This is a genomic window from Blastococcus sp. DSM 46786 (assembly GCF_900109665.1).
GTDB lineage: Bacteria > Actinomycetota > Actinomycetes > Mycobacteriales > Geodermatophilaceae > Blastococcus > Blastococcus carthaginiensis.
On sequence record NZ_FOAO01000004.1, the window covers coordinates 158,014 to 183,565 of the forward strand.

Annotated in this window: 22 protein-coding genes; 4 read left to right on the forward strand and 18 right to left on the reverse strand. The window is 71.8% G+C overall.

What is annotated here, in order from left to right:
* Positions 1–24 precede the first annotated feature (24 nt).
* From BMW62_RS05440 to BMW62_RS05450, 3 genes are read right to left on the reverse strand one after another with little or no spacing between them, the layout of a single operon-like run.
* Positions 25–1,191, reverse strand: a complete 1,167-nt coding sequence (locus BMW62_RS05440; protein WP_091929821.1) for an acyl-CoA dehydrogenase family protein — start codon at positions 1,189–1,191, stop codon at positions 25–27.
* A 44-nt stretch (positions 1,192–1,235) separates the two neighbouring features.
* A complete protein-coding gene (locus BMW62_RS05445) occupies positions 1,236–2,891 on the reverse strand; it encodes a steroid-22-oyl-CoA synthetase (protein WP_091929822.1) in 1,656 nt (551 codons plus the stop codon).
* The gene (locus tag BMW62_RS05450; RefSeq protein WP_091929823.1) at positions 2,888–4,165 is read right to left on the reverse strand and encodes an NADH:flavin oxidoreductase; all 1,278 of its coding nucleotides are present in this window, start codon (positions 4,163–4,165) and stop codon (positions 2,888–2,890) included. The genes BMW62_RS05445 and BMW62_RS05450 overlap by 4 nt, the downstream gene beginning before the upstream one ends.
* Before the next feature lie 374 nt (positions 4,166–4,539).
* Here BMW62_RS05450 and surE point away from each other — a divergent pair, with 374 nt between their 5' ends.
* Entirely contained in the window at positions 4,540–5,472 is a 933-nt protein-coding gene (surE, locus tag BMW62_RS05455) for a 5'/3'-nucleotidase SurE (protein WP_170852222.1), read from the forward strand.
* 402 nt (positions 5,473–5,874) lie between these two features.
* Here surE and BMW62_RS05460 read toward each other — a convergent pair whose 3' ends face one another.
* Positions 5,875–7,452: an ABC transporter substrate-binding protein gene (locus BMW62_RS05460; protein WP_211434991.1), complete on the reverse strand. Its 1,578-nt coding sequence runs from the start codon at positions 7,450–7,452 to the stop codon at positions 5,875–5,877.
* 391 nt (positions 7,453–7,843) lie between these two features.
* Between BMW62_RS05460 and BMW62_RS05465 the strand changes: the two genes are divergently transcribed.
* Together BMW62_RS05465 and BMW62_RS05470 are read left to right on the forward strand one after the other, a co-directional pair.
* Positions 7,844–9,487, forward strand: coding sequence for a steroid-24-oyl-CoA synthetase (locus BMW62_RS05465; RefSeq protein WP_091929826.1), 1,644 nt, complete (start codon positions 7,844–7,846; stop codon positions 9,485–9,487).
* Between the two features lie 85 nt (positions 9,488–9,572).
* Complete coding sequence (locus BMW62_RS05470) at positions 9,573–10,559, forward strand: phosphotriesterase family protein (protein ID WP_091929827.1); 987 nt, start codon at positions 9,573–9,575, stop codon at positions 10,557–10,559.
* A gap of 43 nt (positions 10,560–10,602) precedes the next feature.
* Here the strand turns inward: BMW62_RS05470 and BMW62_RS05475 are convergent, their stop codons facing one another.
* Genes BMW62_RS05475 through BMW62_RS05525 form a run of 11 tightly spaced genes read right to left on the reverse strand, consistent with a single transcriptional unit; the run spans position 10,603 to position 21,942 of the window.
* A complete protein-coding gene (locus BMW62_RS05475) occupies positions 10,603–11,403 on the reverse strand; it encodes an SDR family NAD(P)-dependent oxidoreductase (protein WP_091929828.1) in 801 nt (266 codons plus the stop codon).
* A complete protein-coding gene (locus tag BMW62_RS05480) occupies positions 11,400–12,530 on the reverse strand; it encodes an acyl-CoA dehydrogenase family protein (protein ID WP_091929829.1) in 1,131 nt (376 codons plus the stop codon). Before BMW62_RS05480 ends, BMW62_RS05475 begins: the two co-directional genes overlap by 4 nt.
* A 2-nt stretch (positions 12,531–12,532) precedes the next feature.
* Complete coding sequence (locus BMW62_RS05485; RefSeq protein ID WP_091929830.1) at positions 12,533–13,750, reverse strand: acyl-CoA dehydrogenase family protein; 1,218 nt, start codon at positions 13,748–13,750, stop codon at positions 12,533–12,535.
* Positions 13,751–13,795: 45 nt separating this feature from the next.
* On the reverse strand, positions 13,796–16,015 hold the full coding sequence (locus BMW62_RS05490) for an acyl-CoA dehydrogenase (RefSeq protein WP_091929831.1): 2,220 nt from the start codon (positions 16,013–16,015) through the stop codon (positions 13,796–13,798).
* A gap of 45 nt (positions 16,016–16,060) precedes the next feature.
* Positions 16,061–17,203, reverse strand: a complete 1,143-nt coding sequence (locus tag BMW62_RS05495) for a steroid 3-ketoacyl-CoA thiolase (protein ID WP_091929832.1) — start codon at positions 17,201–17,203, stop codon at positions 16,061–16,063.
* Positions 17,200–18,039, reverse strand: a complete 840-nt coding sequence (locus BMW62_RS05500) for an SDR family NAD(P)-dependent oxidoreductase (RefSeq protein ID WP_091929833.1) — start codon at positions 18,037–18,039, stop codon at positions 17,200–17,202. Before BMW62_RS05500 ends, BMW62_RS05495 begins: the two co-directional genes overlap by 4 nt.
* A complete protein-coding gene (locus tag BMW62_RS05505) occupies positions 18,036–19,271 on the reverse strand; it encodes a DegT/DnrJ/EryC1/StrS family aminotransferase (protein WP_091929834.1) in 1,236 nt (411 codons plus the stop codon). Before BMW62_RS05505 ends, BMW62_RS05500 begins: the two co-directional genes overlap by 4 nt.
* Positions 19,272–19,290: 19 nt before the next feature.
* Positions 19,291–20,475 carry a lipid-transfer protein gene (locus tag BMW62_RS05510; RefSeq protein WP_091929835.1) on the reverse strand — a complete coding sequence of 395 codons (1,185 nt, stop codon included), beginning with the start codon at positions 20,473–20,475 and terminating at the stop codon, positions 19,291–19,293.
* On the reverse strand, positions 20,472–20,915 hold the full coding sequence (locus BMW62_RS05515; protein ID WP_244523858.1) for a hotdog family protein: 444 nt from the start codon (positions 20,913–20,915) through the stop codon (positions 20,472–20,474). The genes BMW62_RS05510 and BMW62_RS05515 overlap by 4 nt, the downstream gene beginning before the upstream one ends.
* Positions 20,912–21,349: a Zn-ribbon domain-containing OB-fold protein gene (locus BMW62_RS05520; protein WP_091929836.1), complete on the reverse strand. Its 438-nt coding sequence runs from the start codon at positions 21,347–21,349 to the stop codon at positions 20,912–20,914. Before BMW62_RS05520 ends, BMW62_RS05515 begins: the two co-directional genes overlap by 4 nt.
* Positions 21,346–21,942, reverse strand: coding sequence for an FAS1-like dehydratase domain-containing protein (locus BMW62_RS05525; RefSeq protein WP_211434993.1), 597 nt, complete (start codon positions 21,940–21,942; stop codon positions 21,346–21,348). Before BMW62_RS05525 ends, BMW62_RS05520 begins: the two co-directional genes overlap by 4 nt.
* Positions 21,943–22,080: 138 nt before the next feature.
* Between BMW62_RS05525 and BMW62_RS05530 the strand changes: the two genes are divergently transcribed.
* Positions 22,081–22,698: a TetR/AcrR family transcriptional regulator gene (locus BMW62_RS05530; protein WP_211434994.1), complete on the forward strand. Its 618-nt coding sequence runs from the start codon at positions 22,081–22,083 to the stop codon at positions 22,696–22,698.
* A gap of 10 nt (positions 22,699–22,708) precedes the next feature.
* Here BMW62_RS05530 and BMW62_RS05535 read toward each other — a convergent pair whose 3' ends face one another.
* From BMW62_RS05535 to BMW62_RS05545, 3 genes are read right to left on the reverse strand one after another with little or no spacing between them, the layout of a single operon-like run.
* Positions 22,709–23,344, reverse strand: coding sequence for a PaaI family thioesterase (locus BMW62_RS05535; protein WP_091929838.1), 636 nt, complete (start codon positions 23,342–23,344; stop codon positions 22,709–22,711).
* A complete protein-coding gene (locus BMW62_RS05540) occupies positions 23,341–24,213 on the reverse strand; it encodes a MaoC/PaaZ C-terminal domain-containing protein (protein ID WP_091929839.1) in 873 nt (290 codons plus the stop codon). The genes BMW62_RS05535 and BMW62_RS05540 overlap by 4 nt, the downstream gene beginning before the upstream one ends.
* Positions 24,214–24,217: 4 nt before the next feature.
* A complete protein-coding gene (locus BMW62_RS05545) occupies positions 24,218–25,378 on the reverse strand; it encodes a steroid 3-ketoacyl-CoA thiolase (RefSeq protein WP_091929840.1) in 1,161 nt (386 codons plus the stop codon).
* Positions 25,379–25,552 lie beyond the last annotated feature (174 nt).

Genomic DNA, 25,552 nt, shown 5'->3' on the forward strand with positions numbered 1-25,552 from the left:
GCCCGGCCGGCGTCCGTACGCTGCTCATGCCGTCCGTCGGGGCCGGGGCAGCCCCAGCCCCTGGGTGGCGACCATGTCGCGGAGGATCTCGTTCACGCCGCCACCGAAGGTGTTGACGATCCCCTGCCGGGACAGCTGCTCCACCTGCCCGGCGAGCACCGCGCCAGGTGATTCCGGCCGGATCCGGCCGGCGGCGCCGAGGATGCCGGTCAGCGTGCGCTGGACGTCGATGTGCGTCTCGGTGCCGTACGCCTTGGCCGCGCCGGCGTCGGCGCCGGTGAGCTCACCACGGGCGACTGCGCTGGCCATCTTCCAGTTCATCAGCCGCATCGCCTCGAGCTTGGCGTAGGTGCGGGCGAGGTCGGCCTGCACCCAGGGCAGCTCGACGGTGCCGTTGTCACGGGCCCACTCCCGCACCTGCTCCCACAGCGCGATCATCCGACCGCCCAGGGCGGCCAGCCCGATCCGCTCGTGGTTGAGCTGGGTGGTCAGCAGGCTCCAGCCGCCGTTGACCTCGCCGACCACGTTGCCCGCGGGCACCCGGATGCCGCTGTAGTAGGTCGCGGTGACCTGCAGTCCCCCGACCGTCTCGATCGGGCTCCAGGAGAAGCCCGGGTCGTCGGTCGGGACGATGACGATCGAGATGCCCTTGTGCTTCGGCGCGTCCGGATCGGTGCGGCAGGCCAGCCACACGTGGTCGGCGGTGTTGGCACCGCTGGTGAAGATCTTGCTGCCGTCGACGACGAACTCGTCGCCGTCCCGGACGGCACGGGTGGTCAGCGACGCCAGGTCGGTGCCGGCGCCGGGTTCGGTGTAACCGATCGCGAAGACGACGTCACCGGCGAGGATGCCCGGCAGGTAGCGCTGCTTCTGTTCCTGCGAGCCGTGGCTCATCAACGTCGGGCCGACGGTGTTCACGGTGACGAACGGGAACGGCAGGCCGGCCCGCTGCACCTCGTCGAAGAACACGTACTGCTCCTCGACCGAGCGACCCTGGCCGCCGTACTCCACCGGCCAGCCGATGCCCAGCCAGCCGTCCTCACCCAGCCGCTTGACCACCTCGCGGAACCGCGGGCCGCCCACGCCCTGCTCCCCCACCCGGCGGCGCTCGTCCTCGGGCAGCAAGCCGGAGAAGTACGCCCGGAGCTCCGCCCGCAACTCGCGCTGGGCAGGCGTCTCGCGCAGATCCATCGATTCCTCTCCTCGGGGTCGGGTGGGTCTGGACTACCAGCCCGTCAGGGCAGGAAGCGCAGCCGGCCCGCGGCGGCGAAAGACTCGCGCAGCGCGATCTTGTCGTCGTCGGTCATGAGCTCGTAGGACGGCCCGCCACGGCCCGCCCACCGGTACACCGGGTCGCCGGTCCGCCAGCCCTCGGCCTGCATCTCCTTCTTGCGGAGCTTGCCCGATCCCGTGGTCGGCAGGCTCGCAGAGATCCGCACGAACCGCGGCGCACCCTTGGTGCCGAGGTCCTCCTGCGCGGCCAGGAAGGCCGGCAGGTCCAGGCCGGAGAAGGACGTGCCGTCGGGCACCTCGACCGCGGCCATCACCTGGTCGCCGGAGCGCGGGTCGGGGACGGCGAAGACACCGGCTGCCAGGATCGCCGGATGGCGCCGGAGCACCCGCTCGGCGTGCAACGCCGAGACGTTCTCGCCGTCCACCCGGATCCAGTCCCCGGACCGCCCGGCGAAGTAGATGTAGCCGTCCTCGTCGACGTAGCCGAGGTCGCCGGTCCAGTACCACCCGTGCCGGACCCGTTCGGCGTCGGCGGCCGGGTTCTTGTAGTAGCCCTCGAAGGTCGCTGCGCCGGCCTTGTTGACCAGCTCACCGATCGCCTCCTCGGCGTTGAGCACCCGGCCGTGCCGGTCCTGCCGCGCCGGCGGGCACACCCGGCGCGTCTCGGGATCGACGATGCAGACGTCGTCGTGCGCCGGGCGGCCGAGCGCGGTCACCGGGCCCTCGGGGGCGAGCCGGACCATGCCCGCGCCCTCGCTGGAGCCGTAGCCCTCGTACAGCTTCGCCCCGAAGCGCCGCTTGAACTCGGCCTGGTCCTCCGGGGAGGCCTCGGTGCCGAACCCGTGGGTGAGGGGGTTGTCGCCGTCATCGGGCCGTTCCGGGAGGGCCAGGACGTAGCTGATCGCCTTGCCGACGTAGGTGAAGTACGTGGCTCCGTGGAGACGGACGTCCGGGAGGAAACCCGACGCGGAGAACTTGGGGGTCAGGGCGACGCAGGCCCCGGCCAGCAGCGACGGTGCCCACAGCGCCATCAGGGCGTTGCCGTGGAACAGCGGCATGCAGCAGTAGCTGACGTCGTCGCGGTCGATGTCGAACTTCGCCGCGTTGGCCGCGCCGAGGCCGGCCAACCGGCCCTGCGAGCAGCGGACCGCCTTGGAGGCCCCGGTGGTGCCGGAGGTGAACAGCAGCAGCATCTGCGTCTGCGGGGTGACGGACGGGTCGGCCCGGGGCTCGCGGTCGGCGGCGGCCACCTGCTCGGCGTACGCCGGGTCGTCCACCAGCAGGAACCGGCTGCGGTCGACACCGATGTCCAGGCCGTCGAGCAGCGCCAGGCCCGCGCGGTCGGTGATCACCAGTTGGCAGTCGGTGTGACGGACCTCGGCCTCGAGGTACTCCCCCCGGCGGGTGGAGTTGATCCCCACGACGGTGGCGCCGGCCAGCGCCGCACCGCCCAGCCAGAAGACGTACTCCGGCACGTTGTCCAGGAGGACACCGATGTGGAAGGGGCCGTCGGTCCGCAGTGAGCGCAGCAGGTCCGCGCGAGCGGCGCCCTCCCGCACCACCTCGTCCCAGGTCCACGTCCGCTCACGGGTGCGCAGACCGGTGCGGGAGTCCCCGACCCGGTCGAGCAGCAGGCCCGCGATGGTCTCCTGCGTCACGCCCGCGCCTCCAGCCTCTCGGCCGCCTCCACCACCTGGCTCACGTCGGCGGCCGGGGCCTGCGCCGCCGGACTCCCGTCGGACTGGGGGACGAGCACGCAGCGCGTCCCGCCGTAGATCTTGGTCATGCACTTGTTGTTGTGGTTGCACAGCGACCGGGTGCTTGCGTCGGCCTGGATGCGGTTGATCAGATCGGGCTCACGGAGCAGCGCCCGCCCGAGGGCGACGAACTCGAAGCCCTCGGCCATGGCCGTGTCCATGATCTGCCGGTCGGTGATGCCGCCGAGCAGGATCATCGGGAGCTTCACGTGCGAGCGGATCTGCTTGGCGTCCTCGAGCAGGTAGCCGTCCCGGTAGGGGTAGGAGTGCAGGAAGCGCGACCCGACCAGCTTGATGCCGGTCTTGAGCGGTTCGGGCATCACGCCGGCGAACTCGTGCAGCGGGGCGTCGCCCTTGAACAGGTACATGGGGTTGAGCAGTGAACTGCCGGCGGTCATCTCCAGCGCGTCGACCGCCCCGGACTGCTCGAGCCACTGAGCGACGACGATGGCCTCGTCCAGCCAGAAGCCGCCGGGGTAGCCGTCGTCCATGTTCAGCTTCGCGATGATCGCGATCCGGTCGCCGACCGCCCGGCGGACGGCCTGGACCATCTCCAGCGCCAGCCGGGCGCGGTTCTCCAGGCTCCCGCCGTACTCGTCCGTGCGGTGGTTGAGCTTCGGGCTGAGGAACGAGCTCGCGAGGTAGTTGTGGCCGAGGTGGACCTCGACCGCGTCGAAGCCGGCCTCCGCGGCCATGGTGGCCGCGTCGCCGTGGGCGGCGACGATGCGGGCCAGGTCGTCGCGGGTGGCGACCTTGGTGAAGCTCAGCGTGGTCTTGTGGAAGTGCCGGCTGGGCGACAGGGCGGGCGCGCCGTTGGCCTTGGGATTGCCCACCGGGCCGGCGTGCCCGATCTGCGCGGAGATCGCCGCGCCCTCGGCGTGGACGGCGTCGGTCAGCTTGCGCAGCCCGGGCAGCGCCTCGGGCCGCCACAGGATCTGGTGCCGGTCGGTGCGGCCCTCCGGCGCCACGGCGCAGTAGGCCACCGTGGTCATGCCCACCCCGCCGGCGGCGTGCTGGACGTGGAAGTCGATGAGCCGGTCGGTCACCAGGCTCTTGTGGCTCATGCCTTCGTAGGTGGCCGCCTTGATCGTGCGGTTGCGCAGCGTGACCGGGCCGAGCTCGGCCGGAGCGAACACGTCCGGCGCCTCGTGCTGCGCCACGGGCTTCTGGGTCATGGTCGTCTCCTCCACACCTGGTGCGCCTCCCCGATCCGGAAGGCCTCGGAAGCCCTGGGTGAACACACGGCCCCCTGGCCTGCGGACGCTAACCACCGGCGATCGGAGGCCCGGGGACGATCCCGCTGACCGGGAGCCGCCGAGCCGCCGCGCGGGCGGTGGGCGCCCGGCCCAGCCGGTCGGCCGACGCCGGCTCGATCGCGGGGGCTGCCCACGCCCCCGGCCTCGACCGTGCTGATCCGGCTTTTCCGAGCCCTGATCGGCACCGATGTCTCCCGGCACACGGACGCGCCCACTCAGCGGGACGGCCTCGACCGGTGACGTTCCACACAGCTAGGACGAGCGGGCGCACCGCCCGGTGCGCCCGCCGCTCGGTGACCGTCGGTCTCCGATCACCAGAGGAAGTGCATGTGAGAAGAACGAGGATCGTCGGTGCGCTCGCCGCGAGCACGTGTGTGGTCCTGGGGGTGAGTGCCACATCAGCCACCGCATCGGGGGACGGACCCGAGCGGCTGCACATCTTGCTGACCAACGACGACGGCTGGGACGCGCCGGGCATCACCGCCGTGTACGACGAACTGGTCGGAGCTGGTCACCATGTGGTGCTCGTTGCGCCGGCGACCAACCAGAGCGGCAAGGGCGCTGCCCTGACGTTCGGCGGCTCGCTGACCGTGGCCCAGCCCGCAGATGGCAAGTACGCGGTCACCGGCACCCCCGTCGACGCCGCCGAGTTCGGCCTGTCGGCGGTCTTCGACGAGAACGACCCGCCGGACCTCGTGATCTCCGGGACCAACGTCGGGGAGAACGTCGCGGAGGGCATCATCCACTCCGGCACCGTCGGGGCGGCGGTCAACGCACTGGCCGACGGGGTGCCCGCCATCGCCGTCAGCACGGAGGTCGATGGCGACGACGTGGGACCGTTCGCGGAGACCGCGCAGTTCGTCGTCCGCCTGGTCGACCGGTTGCAGGACCGGGCGCACCGCGGCGACCTGTTGCCCGACGGCATCGGCCTGAACGTCAACTACCCGCTGGTCGAGGACGGCGGCCAGCCCGAAGGGGTGGCCGCCACCGAAACCGGCCGCGGGCTGTTCGATCTCGACTACGCAGGAGCCCTGCCCGAGCCTGGCCAGTCGTCCTCGTTCACGTTCGAGTACGGGCTGGGCCTGTCAGCGGACGTCCGCAACTCCGACCTCGCGGCGCTCGAGGCAGACCTCGTGTCGATCAGCCCGATCGAAGCCGACTACGACGCCGGCGCCGGCGAACTCCGCTGGGTCCGTGGCGTGGTCCGGGAGCTGGGGCGCCGGTAGGAGCTGCGGCCAGGAACGGGGAGGGGGGCCGGGGTCGCCCGGCCCCCCTCCCACACGACCGGACGTACGGCGTCGGACCGACTTCAGCACTCTGCAGCCGCTGACCTTGCGGGCCACCCGGGCCATCAACACGGCGTACTGCACGCGGTCGAACAACGGGTCCGGATCGACGTCCACCTCCAGCGGTAGCCCCCGTCGAGGCCCCCCGCCGTTGCACCGCCTGATGGGCGCTGCAACTGGGCCGGAACCCGGACGTGGACGGCGAGACCGCCGGATCGGAGATCGACGTCGACGCCTGCGCGATCGCCTGGTTGATCGGCCGATCCAGCACCCTGGTCACGCCCGGCATCCGCTGCCCAACGGGGGGCGCCGGCGCCTCCGGGGGCGCCGGCGTGCCCGCGATCAGCTACCCGCGTCCAGCCATGCGTCGTCCAGCAGGACCATGCTGTTGACCGTGTCCTCGACGCCGTGGAGATCGTCGGACCACATGAGGAACTCCGGCGTCGGCCCGTAGACCAGGGCGGGCACGTCGATGTTCCACTGCTCCTGGATGCGTCCCATGATCTCGCTCTGCTCGTCCTCGGTCCCCGCTCCCTGGAACTCGTTGATGAGCGCGCTCATCTCCGGGCTGGTGGGCATGCCGACGGTGAGGTTGCCCTCCTCGTGCAACGTCGCGTACATCCGCCCGTACGGTCCGGCCTCACGCCAGCTGATCCCCCATCCGGCCACGTCGTAGTTCCGGTTCACCGCGACCCGGTTGACCTGATCAGCGACCGTGGGCACCAGGTCGGTCTCGACCTCGAAGCCCACCGCCTCGAGCGAGGCCTTGACCGCCAGCGCGGTCGCGCGGGATGCCGGGTCCTGCGCGTCGAGGTAGGTGATCCTGCCGTCGAAGCCGTCGGCCTTCGCTTCCTCCACCAGTGCCCGCGCCGCCTCGGGGTCGTGGGGCAGCGGCTCGACGTCGGTGTGCCAGCGGGAGTACTCGGGGAAGACGGCGGTGCTGGCGATGCCGGCGCCGCCGTAGGCCCGTTGCACGACGAGTTCGGGGTCGATGGCCTGGAACATGGCCTGCCGCACCCGGGGGTCCGCGCCGGGTCGCCCCTCGTCGGCGTTGATCACCGCGACGCTGCCCAACGCCACGAGGTTCAGGAAGCCCGACGTCCCCTCGTCCAGCGCCTGGTCGACCAGGTCCGGCTCCCGGATGAACGCGGAGCCGATCTCGCCGGCCCGGAAGGATTCGAAGCGAGCCTGCGGGTCGCTCAGGTACACGATCCGGATGCTGTCCAGATGGGGCGGGCCGTCCCAGTAGTCCTCGCGCGGCTCGAGGACCATCTCCTCCTGCGGCGCGTAGCTGCCCAGAGTGAAGGCACCGGCACCGACGGGCGTGAAGCTGCCGCCGGCGTCCGCGGACTGCGCGACGACCATGCCCGGCCCGGTGGTGAGCAGGTAGTCGAAGCTCGGCCACTCGGTGGCCAGGGTGAAGACGACGATCCGGTCGTCGGGGGTGTCGATGCCCGTGACGTTGTTGGTGAACAGACCGGCCTCGTCGGCGCCCTTGGCGACGTAGCGCTCCAGGCTCCACCTGACGGCCTCAGCATTCAGGGGCGTGCCATCGCTGAACGTGACGCCGTCGCGCAGCGTCAGCGTCCAGACGGTGGAGTCGTCGTTCGCCTCGAGCGACTCGGCCAGCTGGGGTTCGACCGTGTTCGTCTCGCTGTCCCAGCGCATCAGGACGTCGTAGATCGCCGCCATCTCCAGGCCCCCCGTGGAGCCGGCGACGATCGAGACCGCGGGGTCGAGGCTGCGAGGCTCGGAGTAGGCCCCGAACGTCAGCGTCCCCCCGTCGACCGGGTCACCTCCGGACTCGGCCCCGATGACGCCGACCTCGTAGGCGTCCCCGGAGCTCCGAACCTCCGCCCGATCGGCCCCGCGCCCGCCGGACGAGGAACAGGCCGCAGCCAGTACCAGAACCGTTGCCACTCCGACGACGGGTCGAGCCCGCTGCACGATATGAATCACCATGACGTTCCCCTTTGCGCATCCGGTGCTCGGGTGGTCGACCGCCGGTGTGCGGACGGTAGGCAGCGGCGGGCGCAGCAGCCGGGCGCGATCCCGATGGCCGGGAGGTCGCCGGCGCCGCGACGACGCCCACCGGGGTCCGGCGGGCCGGCGGACATCTGGGTGAGCCGCGCGCAGCCCCGGACCCGGACGTGGTCGGATCGGATGCGGTCGTGCCCACGCAGGCCGGGAAGGCGGTGTCCCGGGTCACAGCCGAGTCCCGGTGATCGGGACGGGTGCCCGGACGGACCACGGACGCGCCAGCATGGTCGGGCGTGTGCGCTGTTCCGCCATCTAGACCCACGGAGCTCCGATGACGACCTCGACCGATCCCCAGGCTGCCGCCCTCGCGGTGGTGACCGGTCTGACCGGCCCCGGCGGGCCCTTCGAGTTGGCCCGCGAGCAGGTGCTCGGGGTGGAGATGACGGTGTTCCGCAACCGGCCGCGCTCGCTGGGTGAGGTGCTGGTGGACTCGCGGCGGCACGGCGACCGGGACTACGTCGTCACGGCCCAGTCCCGGCTGAGCTTCGCCGAGCACGCCCAGCGGGTGGCCTCCCTGGCCCGGGTGCTGCGCGAGGAGCACGGCGTCGGCAAGGGAGACCGGGTCGCCATCCTGGCGGCCAACTGTCCTGAGTGGATCGTCTCGTTCTGGGCGGCCGTGGCAACGGGCGCGATCGCGGTCGGCTTCAACTCGTTGTGGTCGCGGAGCGAGGTCGGCTACGCGCTGGAGCACAGCACGCCGAAGGTCGTCGTCGCCGACAGCAAGCGTGCCGCCCTCATCGGCGGCAGCGACGTCACGGTCCTGTCGATGGAGGACGACCTCCCCCGGCTGGTCACCGCCCACCCCGGCGAGGACCTGACACCGGTCGAGGTGTCCGAGGACGACCCGGCGGTGATCCTCTACACCAGCGGCACCTCAGGGCGGCCCAAGGGTGCGGTGCACTCGCACCGGAACCTGACCTCGGTCATCGAGTACCACCGGATGAACGATGCGCTGGCCCAGGCCTTCGGCGACCCCACCGATCCGCGCGACCGCCGTTACCTGCTCACCTCGCCGCTGTTCCACATCGCCAGCCTGCACAACCTGGCCCTTCCCCGGCTGGCGACGGGCAGCACCGCAGTGGTGCACCAGGGCGCCTTCGACGTCGACCGGGTCCTGCGGCTGATCGAGCGGGAGCGGGTCACCAACTGGGGCGCGGTCCCCACCATGGCCCACCGTCTGCTCCAGCACGGAGATCTCTCCGGCTACGACCTCTCCTCGCTACGGGCTTTCTCGCTGGCGTCGGCGCCGTCGTCCCCGGAGTTCCAGGAGCGGCTGCGCCGGGCGCTGCCGGTGGCCGAGCGCGCCCTGGTGGACAGCTACGGGCTCACCGAGTCCTGCACGGCACTGACCGTGGCGACCGCCGGGGACCTCGCCGCTACGCCCGGCACGCTGGGCCGGCCGATCGCCACCGTCGAGCTGGAGATCCGCGACGAGGCCAACCAGGCGGTCCCGGAGGGGGTCGAGGGTGAAATCTGCGTGCGCAGCCCCTTCAACATGCTGGGCTACTGGAACGATCCGGACGCGACGGCGACGGCGATCGATCCGGATCGCTGGCTGCACACCGGGGACATCGGCACGATCGAGCGGGGCCTGTTGCATCTCAACGCCCGCCGGTCGGACCTCATCATCCGCGGCGGGGAGAACGTGTACCCCGCGGAGATCGAGGGCGCGTTGGCCGAGCACCCGGCCGTGCTGGAGTGCATCGTCCTGGGCCGCCCGCACGAGGACCTCGGGCAGGAGGTCTCGGCGGTGGTCGTCCCCGACCCCGCTCGCCCCGTGACGGAAGCCGAGCTCGTCGAGTTCCTCCGGGATCGACTGGCCTACTACAAGGTCCCGACCCGCTGGCAGCTGCGCACGGATCCGCTGCCTCGCAATGCCACCGGCAAGGTGCTGCGGACCCGCGTCGAGGCCTGAGTCGCCTGACGTCCGACTGCGCTGCGCCGGCGCGGCCCTTCGCGGGCGGTCCGGCGGACGCCCATCCCTGCTGCTGGAGGAAAGCGTGCCTCAGGTGCACACCGTCACCGGGCCGGTCGACACGGCTCGGCTCGGGCAGGTGCTCATGCACGAGCACCTCTTCGTGCTCGACCCGGAGATCCAGAGCAACCACCCCGAGGAATGGGGCAGCGAGAGCGAACGCGTGGCAGACGCGGTCGCACGGTTGAGGGCCCTGGCCGGCACGGGGGTGCGGACGATCGTCGATCCGACGGTGCTCGGCATGGGGCGCTACATCCCGCGGATCCAGGAGATCGCCGCCCAGGTCGACCTCAACATCATCGTGGCGACCGGGTATTACACCTATGACCACCTGCCGTTCTACTTCCAGTACCGGGGACCTGCCCTGGCGGCGGTCGTGGGCAGGGAGGTGCCCGATCCCATGGTGGACATGTTCGTCCGGGACATCGAGCACGGGATCGCCGACACCGGTGTGCGGGCCGGGCTGCTCAAGTGCGCGATCGACCACCAGGGCATGACCTCCGACGTCGAACGCGTCCTGCGGGCGGTCGCGAAGGCGCACCGTCGCACCGGTGCGCCGATCACCGTGCACACCCACCCGGGCAGTCGCCAGGGGTCGGCGGTCGCGGAGGTGCTCGCCGACGAGGGTGTCGATCCGAGGCGGGTGGTGCTGGGACACAGCGGTGACACCACGGACATCGCCCACCTGAGTGAGCTCGCCGACGCCGGCTTCCTGTTGGGGATGGACCGGTTCGGCATCTACCTCGAGACCTCGTTCGAGGCCCGCGCCGGCACCGTGGTCGAGATGTGCCGGCGGGGCTACGCCGGGCACATGGTGCTCTCCCACGACGCCGCCTGCTACTACGACGCGGTCCCCCCGGAGTTCGCACCGATGTTCCCCGCGTGGCACTACACCCACATCCACGAGAAGGTGCTGCCGTACCTGCGGCAGCAGGGGGTGACCGACGAGCAGATCGAGACGATGCTCGTCGCCAACCCCCGCCGGTACTTCGAGAACACCGCGGCCTACTGAGCGGCCGGCTCGGGCTGCGGCACACGCGGCAGCCCGAGCCGGCTCAGCGACCGAAGACGGTGCCGCCGTTGAGGTGGATGACCTGGGAATTGACGAACCCACCGGCCGCGCTCGACAGCCACACCGCGGCCGCGCCGACGTCTGCGCCGGTTCCCAGCCGGCGGATGGGGACGCTCTGGACGAGCCGCTGCAGCAGACCGCTCCCGGAGTCCTCCAGGCCGGTCATGATCCCGAGAGCCAGGGAGTTGGCGGTGATGCCGACGGGACCGTACTCCACACCGAGGTGCCGCATCAGCGCCTCGGATCCGGCCTTGGCCGCGCCGTAGGCACCCACGCCGAGCGCCAATCCCCGCGAGGAGGCGCCGGAGGAGATGTGGATGATCCGGCCCCAGCCACGCGCCACCTGGTGGGGCAGGACCGCCTGCACCAGCCGCATCGTTGCCACCAGGTTGAGCTCGATCTGCTGCCGCCACGCTTCCGAGGGCATATCCCCGAAGCGCACCATCGTCGAACCGCCGTCCGGGATGCCGGCGTTGTGGACAAGGATGTCGACCCCACCGAACGTCTCGCGGATGCGCTCGAGCGCGACCGCCAGGCCCTCGGCGTCGGTGACGTCGAACGGCACGGCGCTCGCCCGGCCACCGGCCGCGGCGATCTCGGCCACGACCCGATCCGCCCGGTCCGGATGCAGGTCGTTGACGGCGACCGCCGCACCGGCCGCGGCCAGCGCCCGGGCGATGCCCTCGCCCACGCCGCGGCCCGCGCCGGTGACGAGCGCGGTCCGGTTCGGCAGGCGGAACGGCCCCTCGTCCCAGGCGCCGGTCGGCGCCTCTCCGTCGGTCAAGCCGGAGCGCCGATGTCGCCGCCGTGCTCCAGGGCATCGCCCAGCTCGGCGCCGACCGCGTCGGCGCTGCCCAGGGTGAACGCGACCTGCCGGCCCCACAGGAAGTACCGGTGGATCGGGTAGTCGATGTCCGCGCCGATGCCGCCGTGCAGGTGCTGCGTCGCGTGGACCGCCCGCAGCCCCCCACGCGAGGCCCACCACTTGGCGACGAGCGAGGCGGCCTCGGCCTCCTCCTCCTGCCCGAGGTCCATCAGCCAGGCGGCCCGCTGCGTGGTCAGCCGGATGCTCTCGGTGTCGAGGTAGGCGTCGGCAGCACGGACGGCGACGGCCTGGTTGGTCGACAGCGGCCGACCGAACTGCATCCGCTCGGAGGTGTACCGGGCGGTCATCTGCAGCGCCTCGGAACACACGCCGACCTGCAGGGCAGCCAACGCCACGCGGGCGCGCCGACGGGTCCAGCGGGCGATCTCCGCACCGTCCCCGGGCAGCACCTCGTCGGCGGACACGACGACGCCGTCGAGGGCCACGGCGGCGTTGCTCTCCCGGCTCGTCACGGACAAGGACCTGACGGTCACCCCGGGGCGGTCGGTCGGGACGATCGCCACGGCGGTCTCCCCCACCGGCAGGCCGACCGGCACCAGCACCGCCCCCGCCACCTCGGCCGCCGGCACGGAGGCCAGGTGCCCGTTCAGCCGCAGCGACCCGGCGTCCTCCTCGGCCGTGACCGTGACGGCGCGGCCGGTCGGGGCATCGAAGGCTCCGGTCAGGACCACCGACCCGTCCACCAGACCGGGCAGCCACCGCTCGACCTGCTGCTGGGTACCGAACTGCGCGATCGGCAGAGCCGCGGTGGCCAGGGCCGCCCACAGCGGCACCGGGGCGACCCGGCGTCCCTGCTGCTCCAGCAGGGTGACCAATCCGAGCATGCCCATCCCGGCACCGCCGGCGTCCTCGGGCAGTGGGATGCCCAGCACGCCGGCGTCGGCGAGGACCCGCCACAGCTCGCGGTCGTGGCCACCCTCGTTCGCCTCGACCTGCCGGACCCGCTCCACCTCCGCGCGGTCCCCGAAGATCTTCTCCGTCAGGTCGCGCACCGCGACCAGGTCGTCGTCCAGCTCGAACTGCATCGTCAGTTGCTCCCACTCCTGGCCGGTGACTTCTGCTCGTCGCGGCGGCGGGCGGCCAGCGTCATGCCCAGCGTCTTGGCCGCCACGATCTCCCGCATCACCTCGTTGGTGCCTCCGCCGAAGGTGTTGTTCTGCGCTCTGCGGGCGAGGGTCTCCACCCGTCCCTGCAGCACGGCACCGGGGCTGCCGGGCCGCAGCAGGCCTTGGGCGCCGAGCACGTCCTGCATCCGCCCGTACGCGGTGACCACCGCTTCGGTGCCGAAGACCTTGGCTGCGGCGGAGTCACCGCCACCGAGGGTGTTGGCCGCGACGTCGGCGACCAGGCGGAGGTTGACCAGATCGGCGGCGGAGAGCAGCGCGTAGACCTCGGCGAGCGTGCTGCGCACCCAGGGCACGTCGTAGAGGCGACCGGTGTCGGTCCGCTCCTCCTTGGCCCAGGCCAGCACCCCGGAGAACAGCTCGTTGGCGATCCCGCCACGGGCGGCCAGCGCGACCCGCTCGTGGTTCAGCTGGGAGGTGATCAGCGGCCAGCCCGCGTCGAGCTCGCCGACCACGTTGGTGATCGGCACCCGGACGTCCTCGTAGTAGGTCGCCGAGGTGCTGATCCCACCGACGGTGTGGATCTCGGTGACCGAGAAGCCGGGCGCCGACGTGGGCACCAGGACGACCGAGATGCCCTTGTGGCGCGGCGCGTCGGGGTCGGTGCGGACGGCGAGCCAGATCCAGTCGGCGAAGACCCCCGCACTGGTGTAGATCTTGTTGCCGTTGATGACCAGCTCGTCTCCGTCGACCACCGCCCGGGTCTGCAGGGCGGCGAGGTCGGTGCCCGCGCCCGGCTCGGTGTAGCCGATGGCGAAGATCAGCGTCCCGGCCAGGATCCGGGGGAGGAAGAAGTCCTTCTGCTCCTGGGTCCCGTACTTCATCAGCGACGGGGCGACCGTGTTGAGCGTGACCAGGGACAGCGGGGCGTTGGCCCGGAGCACCTCGTCGTAGAAGACGAAGAGCGCCTCCGGGTCCTCGCCGCGGCCCCCGTACTCCTCCGGCCAGCCCAGGCCCAGCCAGCCGTCGCTGCCCATGCGCTGGTAGATCCGGTCGAAGGTCGGACCGCCCTCGGTCTGGTCGACCAGGTCGCGGCGGTCCTGCTCGGTGATGATCTCGGCGAAGTACTCGCGCAGCTGCCGGCGCAGCGTTCTCGACTCCGGGGACAGGTCCATCTGCATGGGATGGGCGCTCCTTGCGGGGGAATGGGTGGAGGATGCGGCGGACTAGCGGGGTAGCCCGAGGATCCGCTGGGCGATGACGTTGAGCTGGATCTCGATCGTGCCGCCGCCGAACAGCACCGACGGCAGCGCGATGTGGTCGAGCACGAAGTCCGATGCCGGATCGACCGAGGATCCGGTCAGCGTGCCCAGCGGCCCGAGCAGGGTGAGGATCGCCCGCGAGCCCTCCCGCTGGGCGAGCGCGTTGTAGACCTTCTGCACGCTGATCTCCGCACCCGGTCGGGCACCGGCCAGCAGCGTCTGCACACTGCGCAGGTTCAACGCCCCCAGGGACAGCTCCCGGGCGGTGTTGCGGCCCAGCACCCGGACGGCTTCGGCCCGGCTGGTGGCGTAGCTGCCCTCGGCGATGGCCCGCTTGACCAGCCGCGCGCCGCCGTGCGGCAGCATCCCCCCCATGCTGACCCGCTCCTCGGTCAGCGTCGTCGTCGCCAGCTTCCACCCCTGACCGGGCTCCCCCAGCAGGCAGTCATCGGGCACGACCACGTCGTCGAGGAACACCTCGTTGAACTCGGCCATCCCGGTGGACTGCACCAGGGGTCGGATGTCCACGCCGGGCGTGCGCAGGTCGACCAGGAAGTAGGAGATGCCCTTGTGCTTGGGCGCATCCGGATCGGTGCGGGCCAGGCACACGCCCCAGTCGGCCTCGTGCGCCGACGACGTCCACACCTTCTGACCGTTGAGCTTCCAGCCGCCCTCCACCTTCTCCGCCCGGGTGGAGAGGCCCGCCAGGTCCGACCCGGCGCCGGGCTCGCTGAACAGCTGGCACCAGACGATCTCCCCGCGCAGCGTCGGGGTCAGGAAGCGCTCCTGCTGGGCCGGGGTCCCGCCGGCGAGGATCGTGGGCAGCACCCATTCGCCGATGATCGTGGTGGGCTGCGGCAGGTCGCGGCGGGCGAACTCGGCGGCGATGACGGCCTGCTCGTGGGGCCCGGCTCCGATGCCGTACGGCTTCGGGTAGTGCGGCGCGACCAGCCCGGCTTCGGCCAGCCGGGCCATCCGCGGACCACCGCGGGCCGACGCCCACCCGGTGCTGCTCACCGGGTCCGGCGGCAAGGTGAGCACCTCGTCGAGCACCGCACCTACCTGGGCGCGGAGTTCGGGCAGCGCATCGGCGTCGACGAAGGAGAAGTCACGCTCGGCGGTGAGCGCTGCCTCGCCCAGCCGGCGGGCCCACTCCTCCTCGGTCCCCACCGAGGAGGAGATGCTGATCGCCCGCCGCCAGTAGAGGTGGACGTCGTGCTCCCAGGTGAAGCCGATGCCCCCGAGGATGGTGACGCACTCCAGCGCGGCGTCGATGGCCGACGGCAGGGCGGTGAGCGCGGCCTGCGCGGCGGCCAGCCGCTGCTGCTCGGCCGGCTGACCGGCCGAGCGGGCGGCGTCCCACGCGGCGGCGGTGATCCGCTCACAGCGGACCAGCAGCATCGCCGCCTTGTGCTGGACGGCCTGGAAGCTGCCGATCGGCTTGCCGAACTGGACGCGGGTCTTCACGTACTCCGCGGCGGTCGACAGGCACCAACCGGCCAGGCCGCTGGCCTCGGCGGCCAGCAGCGCGGTGACGATCACGTCCACCAGGTCCGGATCGGGAGCGGGCAGCACCTCGTCGGCGGAGACCGCGTGCGCCTCCAGCTCGAGCCGCCCGACCGACCGGGTGAGGTCGGTGCCGGACTCGATGCGGACCGTGGCGTCCGCCGCCCGCACGCGGAACCACACCGGCCCGTCGGCGCCATCGGCTCGGACGACGACGACATCGGCTCCCGGCAGACCCAGCACCGGCCCGGAAGCACCGCTCACCGTCCAGCCGTACTCGGCCGACTCGGCACGCAGCCCGGGAGAGCGGACCAGCGCCCCGGTCGCCCCGTCGGCGAACTCAGCCAGCACTTCGTCCCGCAGAGCGCCCTCGCCGGCGGCGGCGACCACGGCGCTGGCGGTGACGGTCGGCACGTACGGCCCGGGGACGAGGGCCCGGCCCAGCTGCTCGACGACCACGGCCAGCTCGGCGAGCCCGGCATCCGCGCCGCCGTGCTTCTCCGGGAGGTGCAGCGCGTGCAGCCCCTGACGGAGCAGCGCCTCCCAGAAGGCAGGACGTGCGCCGGCGGCCGAGTCGTCGAAGGTCGCGCGGGTGGACTCCATCGGCGCGGACCGCCGGGCGAACGCCGCGACGGACTCGGCCAGGTCGCGCTGGTCATCGGTGAGCGGAAGGGGCACAGCTGGTTCCTGTCGGTGGTCGGGATCGGGGACGGCGGTACGGGTTCAGGCGCGCTCGAGGATCAGGCAGGTGGTCGCCGCCGACGCGCAGATGGCGACCATGGCGATCTGCTGGTCCCGGCGTTCGAGCTCGTCGATCGCCGTGGCGATCAGCCGGATGCCCGTGGCGCCCGCAGGGTGGCCGAGGGCGATCGCGCCGCCGTTGACGTTGAGCTTGTCCTCGTCCACCCCGTGCACGCGGGCGAACGACATCGGCACCGAGGCGAACGCCTCGTTGACCTCGAACAGGTCGATGTCCCCGACGGACATGCCCGTGCGCTCCAGCAGCTTGCGGCCGGCGTCCACCGGCCCGTCCAGCATGAACTCCAAGTCGCCGCCGATCACGCACTGAGCCAGCAGCCGTGCCCGCGGCGCGAGTCCGAGCGCCCGAGCCCGGTCCTCGGACATCAGCACGGCCGCGCTCCCGCCGTCGGTGACCTGCGAAGACGTGCCCGCGGTGTGCAGCCCGCCCTCGACCGTCGGCCTGAGCCGGGCCAGCGCCTCCGTGCTCGTGTCACGGAGACCCTGGTCGCGATCGACCACCTGCGGCCCCTCGCCGTCGGCGCCGGGCACCGTGACCGGGATGACCTGGCGGTCGAACCGCCCGTCGTCCCACGCCGCGCGCGCCCGCTGCTGGGAGCGCAACCCGAAGGCGTCGAGCTCCTCCCGGGAGAGGCCACGCCTGCGGGCGATCCGGTCGGCGGCGGTGTACTGGTCGGGCATGTCGACCGACCAGTCGGCCGGCCGGGGAGTGTCGAACCCGAGGCCCACCTTGGCGGTCAGCGGCACCCGGGACATCAGCTCGACACCGCAGGCCATGCCGACCTCGAGCGCACCGATGGCGATCTGGCCGGCCAGCAGCTGCACCGCCTGCGCCGCCGTGCCGCACTGCGCGTCGATCGTGGTGCAGCCGGTCTCGGTCGGCAGCCCCGCGTGCACCCACGCGGTGCGGGTGATGTTGCCGAACTGCTCCCCGACCGGGGTCACGCAGCCGCCGATGGCCTGCTCGATCAGCGTCGGGTCGAGGTCCAGACGGTCCAGCACGCCCCGCTGGGCGGCCCCGAGGATCTCGGTGGCGTGCAGGCCGGACAGCCAGCCCGCCCGCTTTCCGAACGGGGTGCGGGCGGCGTCGACGATCACGGGCTTCATCGGAGGATCTCCTCGCGCTTCCAGGGTTGCGCGTCCAGGCCGCGCACGGTCAGGTTCCACTCGCGGATCAGGTCGAGGCTGACCCCGATCTGCCCGGTGACGTCCTCGGGGCAGTCGCAGAGCGCTGTCACCGCCTCCGCCATCTCCTCCAACGCCTCGACCTCCTCGGGCCGGATCAGCTCGCCGACCAGGGCGGCTGCTCCCTCGCTGAGGACGGCGGACCTCGGCTCCACGGTGTTCACCCGGATACCGCTCCCGTAGAGCTCGACGGCCATGAGGTTGGTGATCCGGTTCAGCGCCGCCTTCGAGCCGGCGTACACCCCCATCGCCGAGCCGGGCGGGTGCACCGAGAACGGCGGGCCGGCCGAGAGCCGGGCACTGGCGCTGGAGACGTTGACGATCCAGCCGCGACCGGCCTCGCGCATGCCCGGGATCACCCCCTGCATGAGCTCCAGCGGAGCGTGCACGTTGACCTGGAAGGAAAGCAGCCGGCGCCGTAGCGGGTAGTCCGCCAGTGGCTGGTAGATCGCCGCCGCGGCGTTGTTGACCAGGACGTCGACCGGGCCGCCGAGCCGCTCGACCGCGGCCGGGACGATGCCGGCGACGTCCTCGGGATCGCTGAGGTCGGCGACGAGCACCTCCACCCGCGTTCCGTAGCGCGACAGCCGCTCGGCGGTCTCCCTCAGCGTCCCGCTGAGGGAGTCGTGCTGCTCGAGCGTGCGGGCGGTGATGAGCACGTCGGCGCCCTCGGCGGCCAGCCGCTCGGCGACACCGGCGCCGATGCCGCGGCTGGCGCCGGTCACCAGTGCCCGCTGCCCGGTGAACCGTCGGCTCATCGGTACCGGGCGGCGAACCGGTGGATGCTGTCGCTGATCCGCGCCACCTCCGCGTCACCGAGGCCGTGGCTCATGCCCAGGGTCATGCCGCGGGCGAAGACCGCGTCGGCCTCGGGCAGGCCGCGCTCGGGCGTGCGGTGCTCGACGCCGGCCATCATCGGGTGCCGGGTGATGTTGCCGCTCCACACCGTGCGGGTGTCGATGCCGTCACCCTCGATCGCCTCCTGCAGCTCGCTGCGGGTGAACGGGGCGTCGGCGTTGATCATCACCGGGTAGCAGAGCCAGGCGGTGTCCAGCTCCGGGGTCTCCACCGGGGTGGTGAAGAACTCCGGGTAGGCGCCGTAGGCCGCGGTGTAGGCGGCGAACAGCTCCTTGCGGCGCTTGTAGTTGGCCTCCAGCTTGTCGAGCTGCACGACCCCGTAGGCCGCGCCCAGCTCGGAGGGCTCGAAGTTCCACGGCAGCACGTCGAAGATGAAGTCGTTGTCGTAGTCGACGCCGTCGAGGTTCTCGCGGAACACCCGCCCGGTCCCCGAGGAACCGAACAGGTTCGGCTCGGACCGACGACCCCACCGGCGCAGCAGGAGTGCCCGGTCACGGGTCTCCTCGTCGTCGACCAGCACCATCCCGCCGGTGCCGGCGCAGGTGATGATGTGCGCCATCGAGAAACTGGTGACGCTGATGTCGGCGCGCGCACCGGTGGGGGTGCCGCGCAGCCTGGGCCCGAGGGCGTCGCAGGAGTCCTCGATGACCTTCAGACCGTGCCGGTCGGCGATCTCGCGGATGGCGTCCCAGTCCGGGCAGTTGCCGGCCAGGTTCGGCATCAGGATCGCCCGGGTGCGGTCGGTGACCATCTCCTCGATGGCGGCCACGTCGACGTTGAAGGTCGCCGGTTCCACGTCGACGAAGACCGGCACCAGCCCGGCCCGCACGATCGGGGCCACATCGGTGGAGAAGGTCAGCGGCGAGGTGATGACCTCGCTGCCCTCGGGCAGCCCGAGCAGCTCGACGGCCAGGTAGAGGCCGGAGGACCCGGAGTTGCACATCGCGCCCAGCGCCTTGCCGCTCAGCGCGGCGACCCGGGTCTCCATCTCGTGGACGTTCCTGCCGATGCGCAACCCCTGGTGGCCGCTGCGCAGGACGTCGACGACGGCCCGGATCTCCTCCTCGCCGTGGGTGGCGCGCGCATAGGTGATGCGGTCGGCCGGGTCCCCGGTCCGCACTGTCTCGGTCATCAGAACTCCTTGGGATGGGTCAGTGGTCGGCGGTCAGGACGAGGGCGCTGTGCGGCACCGGTGAGCCACCCGTCACCAGCACGGTGTCGATCGCCTTGGCCGGCTGGTTGACCGAGGTGCCGCGCACCAGCCGGACGCCCTCGGCGATGCCGTTGACGCCGTGGATGTAGCCCTCGCCGAGCTGGCCCCCGTGGGTGTTGACCGGCAGCCGGCCGTCGAGCTCGAGGTTGCCCTCGGCGATGAAGTCCTTCGCCTCGCCGCGGCCGCAGAAGCCGTACTCCTCCAGCTGCAGCAGCACCATGGGCGTGAACGCGTCGTAGAGGATCGCCGCATCGACCTGGTCGGGCCCGATCCCGGCCTGGCGCCACATCTGCCGCGCCACCAGCTCCACCTCGGGCATCCGGTCGATGTCCTCGCGGTAGTAGCTGCTCATCGAGATCTGCTGCGGACCCACGCCCTGGGCCGCGGCGGAGATCACCGCCGGCGGGTGCGGCAGGTCCCGGGCCCGTTCGGTGCTGACGATGACGAGCGCCTGGCCCCCGTCGCTCTCCTGGCAGCAGTCCAGCAGCCGCAGCGGGTCGGCGATCATCCGGGAGTTCTGGTGCTCCTCCAGGGTGATCGGCCGCCCGTGGAACCAGGCCTTGGGGTTGTTCGCCGCGTGCTTGCGGGACAGCACCGAGATCTGACCGAAGTCGGCACTGGTGGCGCCGTACCTCTCCATGTAGAGCCGCGCCAGGAATGCCTCCTGCTGGGCCGGGGTCAGCAGCCCGTAGGGGTTGATCCAGTTGCGGTACTCCTGGTCGGTGTTGGCCGTGTACGCGAACGGCGGCGGGCCGGCGCCGAAGCGGTGCCCCGAGCGCTCGTTGAAGGCGCGGTAGACGACGACCACGTCGGCGACGCCGCTGGCCACGGCCAGCGCGGCCTGCTGCACGGGCGCGCAGGCGCCACCGCCGCCGTGCGGGATACGGCTGAAGAAGGTCAGCTCCGGGATGCCGAGCGCGCGCGCGACGGCTATCTCCGGGTTGGTCTCCATGGTGAACAGCGCGAACCCGTCCACCTCCTCGACGCCGATCTGGGCATCGTCGAGGGCGGCGAGCACGCTCTCGCAGGCCAGCCGCCACTCGCTGCGCCCGGAGTTCTTGGAGAACTCGGTGGCGCCGATGCCGGCGATCGCGGCCTTGCCGCTGAACCCACCGTCGGTCATCGTGCGTTCCCTCCTGTCGGGACCAGCGTCACCTCGGCGGTCACGTGCACGCCGCGGTCGTTCGAACCGAGCACCCGGAGCGTCACGGCGTCGCCGTCGACGCCGGTGACCTCACCGGTGAGCCGCATGGTGTCGCCGGGGAAGTTCGGGACCCCCAGCCGCAGCCCGACGCGGGTGATGCGGGCCGCCGGCCCGGACCAGTCGGTGACGTACCGGTCGATGAAGCCGTTGGTCGAGTTGATGCTCATGAAGATGTCGGGAGTGCCGCGCTCCTGGGCCTTGCCCGGGTCGTGGTGCACGTCCTCGAAGTCCTGCGAGGCGATCGCGGTCGCCACGATCGTCGTCCGGTCCAGCGGCAGGTCCAGGGCGGGCAGCTGCGCACCCACCTGGCAGTCGGGAAAGCTCACGGTGATTCCGGGTGCGCTCACCAGCTCGCTCACGCGGCACCTCCCGAGGGACGGCGCAGCTGCGGGAGGACGTCGCCGTGCGCGTGCTCGGCGAAGCCCACCTCCAGCTCCATGCCCGGCGTCAGCTCCTCGTGCGGGATCCCGGCGATGTCGGCGACCAGGCGGGTGCCCTCCTCCAGGTCCACCAGGCCGACGGCCAGCGGGTACTCGAAGGCCGGGTCCGGGGGGTGGTGGATGACCGTGTAGCTGTGCAGGGTGGCGCGGCGGCTGGATTCGACGGTGTCCCACACGAAGGAACGGCACCGCGGGCACGACGGCGCGGGCGGGTGGCGGAGAGTTCGGCACTCCCCGCAGCGCTGGATCTCCAGCCGCCCCTCACGCGCGGCGGTGAACCAGAACTCGTTGTCCTGCGTGATGATCAACCGCGGCACGGAGGTGCGCGGGCCATCCTGACTGCGGTCGCTCATGCCTTGTCCTCCCCGGCCGCCGGCTCCGCGGCCTTGGGCTTGAAACGAAGCAGCCGGAACCGCTCCTCCACGAGGAGGTCGCCGGCCTGGTCCACGTACTTCTTGTGCAGGGTGAGGAAGCAGCCCTCGCCGAGCGCCGTGCGCTTGACCGGCGAGATCGACTCGATCGTGAAGTGTGCGGTCACGTGGTCGCCCGGGTGCAGCTCGCGGTGGTACTCCTGCTCCACGTTGGTGGCGACCACCGAGGTGTAGCCGGCCTGGTCGAGCAGGTTCAGCAGCCGCGAGTAGGCGAAGTCCTCGACGATCCCCTCACTCCGCAGCCGGTGGACCTCCCGCCACCGCCGATAACCGGCCATCACCCAGGTGGAGATCATCGCCGGCGGGCAGACGATCCCCTGCCGACCGGTCTCGCGAGCCCGGGCCTGGTCCACGTAGACGGGATTGCGGTCGTCGTGCGCCTCGACCCAGTTGCGGACCATCGCCTCGTTGACCGCATACCGTGCCACGCGCGGCGGCTCGGCCTCCATGCCTACGAAGCCGGTCAGTTGTTCGGCCAGGCCGGCCTGCGCCTCCGTGCTGCTCCCTGCCGTCACGCCGTCCCCTTCCGCTGTATCTAGCAAGCGCTTGGTACGCTAATGGGAGACGTGGACGACAAGCCCCCGAGTCCCACTCGGCGGGACCGGCTCGGTCGCCGGCCGAACCGGCAGCGGACAACGCGGAAGGGACTGGCGGTGGCCGAGATCGGAGCGCGGCAGGAGAGCCTTCAGGCACCCGGGGACCGGCGCGCAGCCATCCTGGCACGCTCGGCGGAGCTGTTCGCGACGCGTGGCGTGGCGGCGACGACGGTCCGGCACATCGGCGAGGCCGCCGGGGTGCTGTCCGGCAGCCTGTACCACCACTTCCCTTCCAAGGACGCCATCGTGGGCGAGGTGCTGAGGGCCTTCATGGAGGACATCCAGCGCCGCTTCGCAGAGGTCGCTCGGCAAGCCGGTACGCCTGAGGAGACGGTGCGCCGACTGGTGCACGAGACGCTGGCCGTGATCGAGGAGCACCCGCACCCGACGGCGATGTACCAGAACGACCGCCAGTACCTGCGCGACCGCGGCCTGCTCGAGCCGGTCGACAGCGCATCCCGCGCCGTACGGAGCCACTGGCTGGAGGCCTTGGAGGCGGGCATCGCCGACGGCACCTTCCGCGGGGACGTGCCACCCGAGGTCTTCTACCGCGCCCTGCGCGACACGCTCTGGGCGACCATGCACTGGCCGAACCGGAAGGACTTCTCCACCGAGGAGTTCGCCGACCTGCTGATCGACCTCTTCCTCCACGGCCTGCGCCGGCCCGCCGGCTGACCGGCCACCCTCACTGCGGGCGGGGTATCTGCTTCGTGATGAACAGCCCCTCCGCACTGACGCAGATCTCGCCGCCGGCGGTGATGGTGCCCTCGGTCCGGATCTTGCGCCCGTCCACCGACACCTGACGGCCGGTCACGGTGAGCGGCTGGAACAACGGCGTGGTCCGGTGGTAGCGCAGCGTCAGCTCGGCCGTCATCCCTGACGGGCCGGCCCAGTGGTTGGCCACACCGAGGGTGTGGTCGAGCAGCAAGGCAGAGACCCCGCCGTGCACGAAGCCGGGCGGCCCCTGGTAGGGCAGGCCCAGCGTCGTGGTGCCCTCGATGGCGCCGTCGTCACGGCCGGCCAGCGCCAGCGGCGGGGCGATGGCGTTCTCGGGCCCGGTCACCGGGTCGTGCCGGGTCACCCCTTCGCCGGCCCACATGTCCACCATTCGATCGGCCATGGGTGGGGCGTGCTGCTCGAGGTGATCTGCGACGGCGTCGAGACGGGCCGCCACGTCCTGCATCTCCGCGGCGCTGTTGCCACCGGCGTGCAGCAGCGCTGTGACCACCCGGCGAGCCGCCGCGACAGCGGCGTCCACGCCGGCGTTGTCCGGCGTGGCGGTGAGCCGCGGCCGCTGCCGGGCGGCCGCCTCTGAGCTCACGGCCGCACCGAGGCGGTCGCGTGCGTGAGCACCGGCGCATCGTCGCGCTCCGGGCACACCGACGTCAGCAGGACGTCGTTCCCGTCCCGCCAGGCGCTGGTCCGGATGGACTGGCCAGGGTAAACCGAGCCGGCGAAACGCACCGACAGCCCGGTCAGCCGGGTGGCGTCCCCGTCGAGCAGCCCGTCGACGAGCGACTTAGCCACCAGCCCGAAAGAGGCCAGGCCGTGCAGGATGGGCCGCTCGAAGCCGGCTTGCGCGGCGAACGCCGGATCGGCGTGCAGCGGGTTGAGGTCGCCGTTGAGCCGGTAGAGCAGCGCCGTTTGCGGCGTCGTCACGGAGTCCAGGACGACGTCGGGCGCCCGGTCGGGTTGCGACCTGGCCACATCGGGGCCCGGCTCCCCGCCGAAACCGCCTTCGCCGCGGGCCCAGATCTGCATGGTCGTCGTCCACAGCGGGGCGCCGTCGCCGGCGACCGCCGCCTGCTCCAGCTCGATCACCGCGGCCTTGCCCTTGTCCCAGACGTTCGCCACGCGTGAACTCACCGTGGCCGTGCCTGACGCGGGGATCGGCCGGTGCACCGTCAGCGACTGCCCGCCGTGCAGGATCCGGCGCAGGTCGATGTCGACACCGGGCATGGACATCGCCATCGGTGGCAGCTCACCGGCCGAGACGCCCTGACCGGCGACCATGGCGAACGTCGGGAGAACCTGCAGATCCCGCTCGAACGTGTAGCGCAGCTCGGGATCGGTGCCCGCATGCCCCCCGGCACCGAGGCTGAGGTGGTAGAGAAGCACGTCGCGGGTGGTCCAGCAGGCCTCGCGGACGCTCGGCTCGGCCGACAGCGCTGTGTCCAGATCGATGGGCACCGCGTCAGATCCGCTCGAGGATGGTTGCCGTCGAGTGGGCCCCGCCGGCGCACATGGTGACCAGCGCGGTCGACTTGTCGGCCCGCTCGAGTTCGTTGACCGCCTGCGTGATCAGCCGCGCGCCGGTCGAGCCGACCGCGTGACCCAGCGCGATCGCGCCGCCGTTGACGTTCACCCTGTCCATGTCGGCGCCGTGGACCTGCGCCCAGGAGAGCACCACCGAGGCGAACGCCTCGTTGATCTCGACCAGGTCGACGTCGTCGAGCTTCATGCCGGCACGGTCGAGCACGTGCGCGGTGGCCTCGACCGGCCCGTCCAGGTGGTAGTAGGGGTCGGAACCGACCATGCCGGAGGCGATGATCCGCGCGCGCGGCCGCAGACCCAGCGCTCGTGCGCGGTCCTCGCTCATGAGCAGCACCGCAGCTGCACCGTCGCTGATCTGCGAGGAGTTGCCGGCGGTGTGGATGCCGTCGGGCAGCACCGACTTCAGCGAGGCCAGCTTCTCGGCGGTGGTCTCGCGCAGCCCCTGGTCACGGGTGACGACGGCGGTCTCGCCGGTCGGCTCCTCCTCACCCATGACCGGCGCGGTCACCGGGACGATCTGGCCGGCGAAGCGGTCCTCGGCCCAGGCGCGGGCGGCCTTCTGCTGCGAGGCGAGACCGAGCGCGTCGGCCTGCTCGCGGGTGATCCCGCGCTTCGCCGCGATCCGCTCGGCGGCGGTGAACTGGTCGGGCATGTCGAGGGTCCAGCCGTCGGGAGCCGGGCTGCCGGTGCCCGGCGCCAGCGCGGAGCCGAGGAAGACCCGGCTCATGGCCTCGACGCCGCAGCCGATGCCGACGTCGATGGTGCCTGCGGCGATGAGCCCGGCGACCAGGTGCACCGCCTGCTGCGAGGAGCCGCACGCGCAGTCGATGCTGGTGCAGGCGGCGGAGTAGGGCAGACCGGCGTGGAGCCAGGCGTTGCGGGTGACGTTGTTGGACTGCTCCCCCGCCTGGGTCACGCAGCCACCGACGACCTGCCCGACGATCGCCGGGTCGAGGCCGTTGCGCCCGACCAACGCTTTCTGCGCGATGCCGAGCAGCTCGGCCGGGTGCACCCCCGACAGGGCACCGCGCCGACGGCCGACGGGCGTACGGACGGCGTCGACGATGACGGCCTGGGCCATGACGTTCTCCTGGGTTGCTCGTGCGCGGTTGTCCGACTCGGTCCCAAACTAGAATGAATTCTCACCGGGTGCAACGGTCCCGTCCCGGCCACCGGCACGCGGCAGCCCGGCCTCGGGTTCCGGCTCCGCGCCCATCCCAGCCAGCGGAACGACGCAGGACACGTGGCTCCGGGA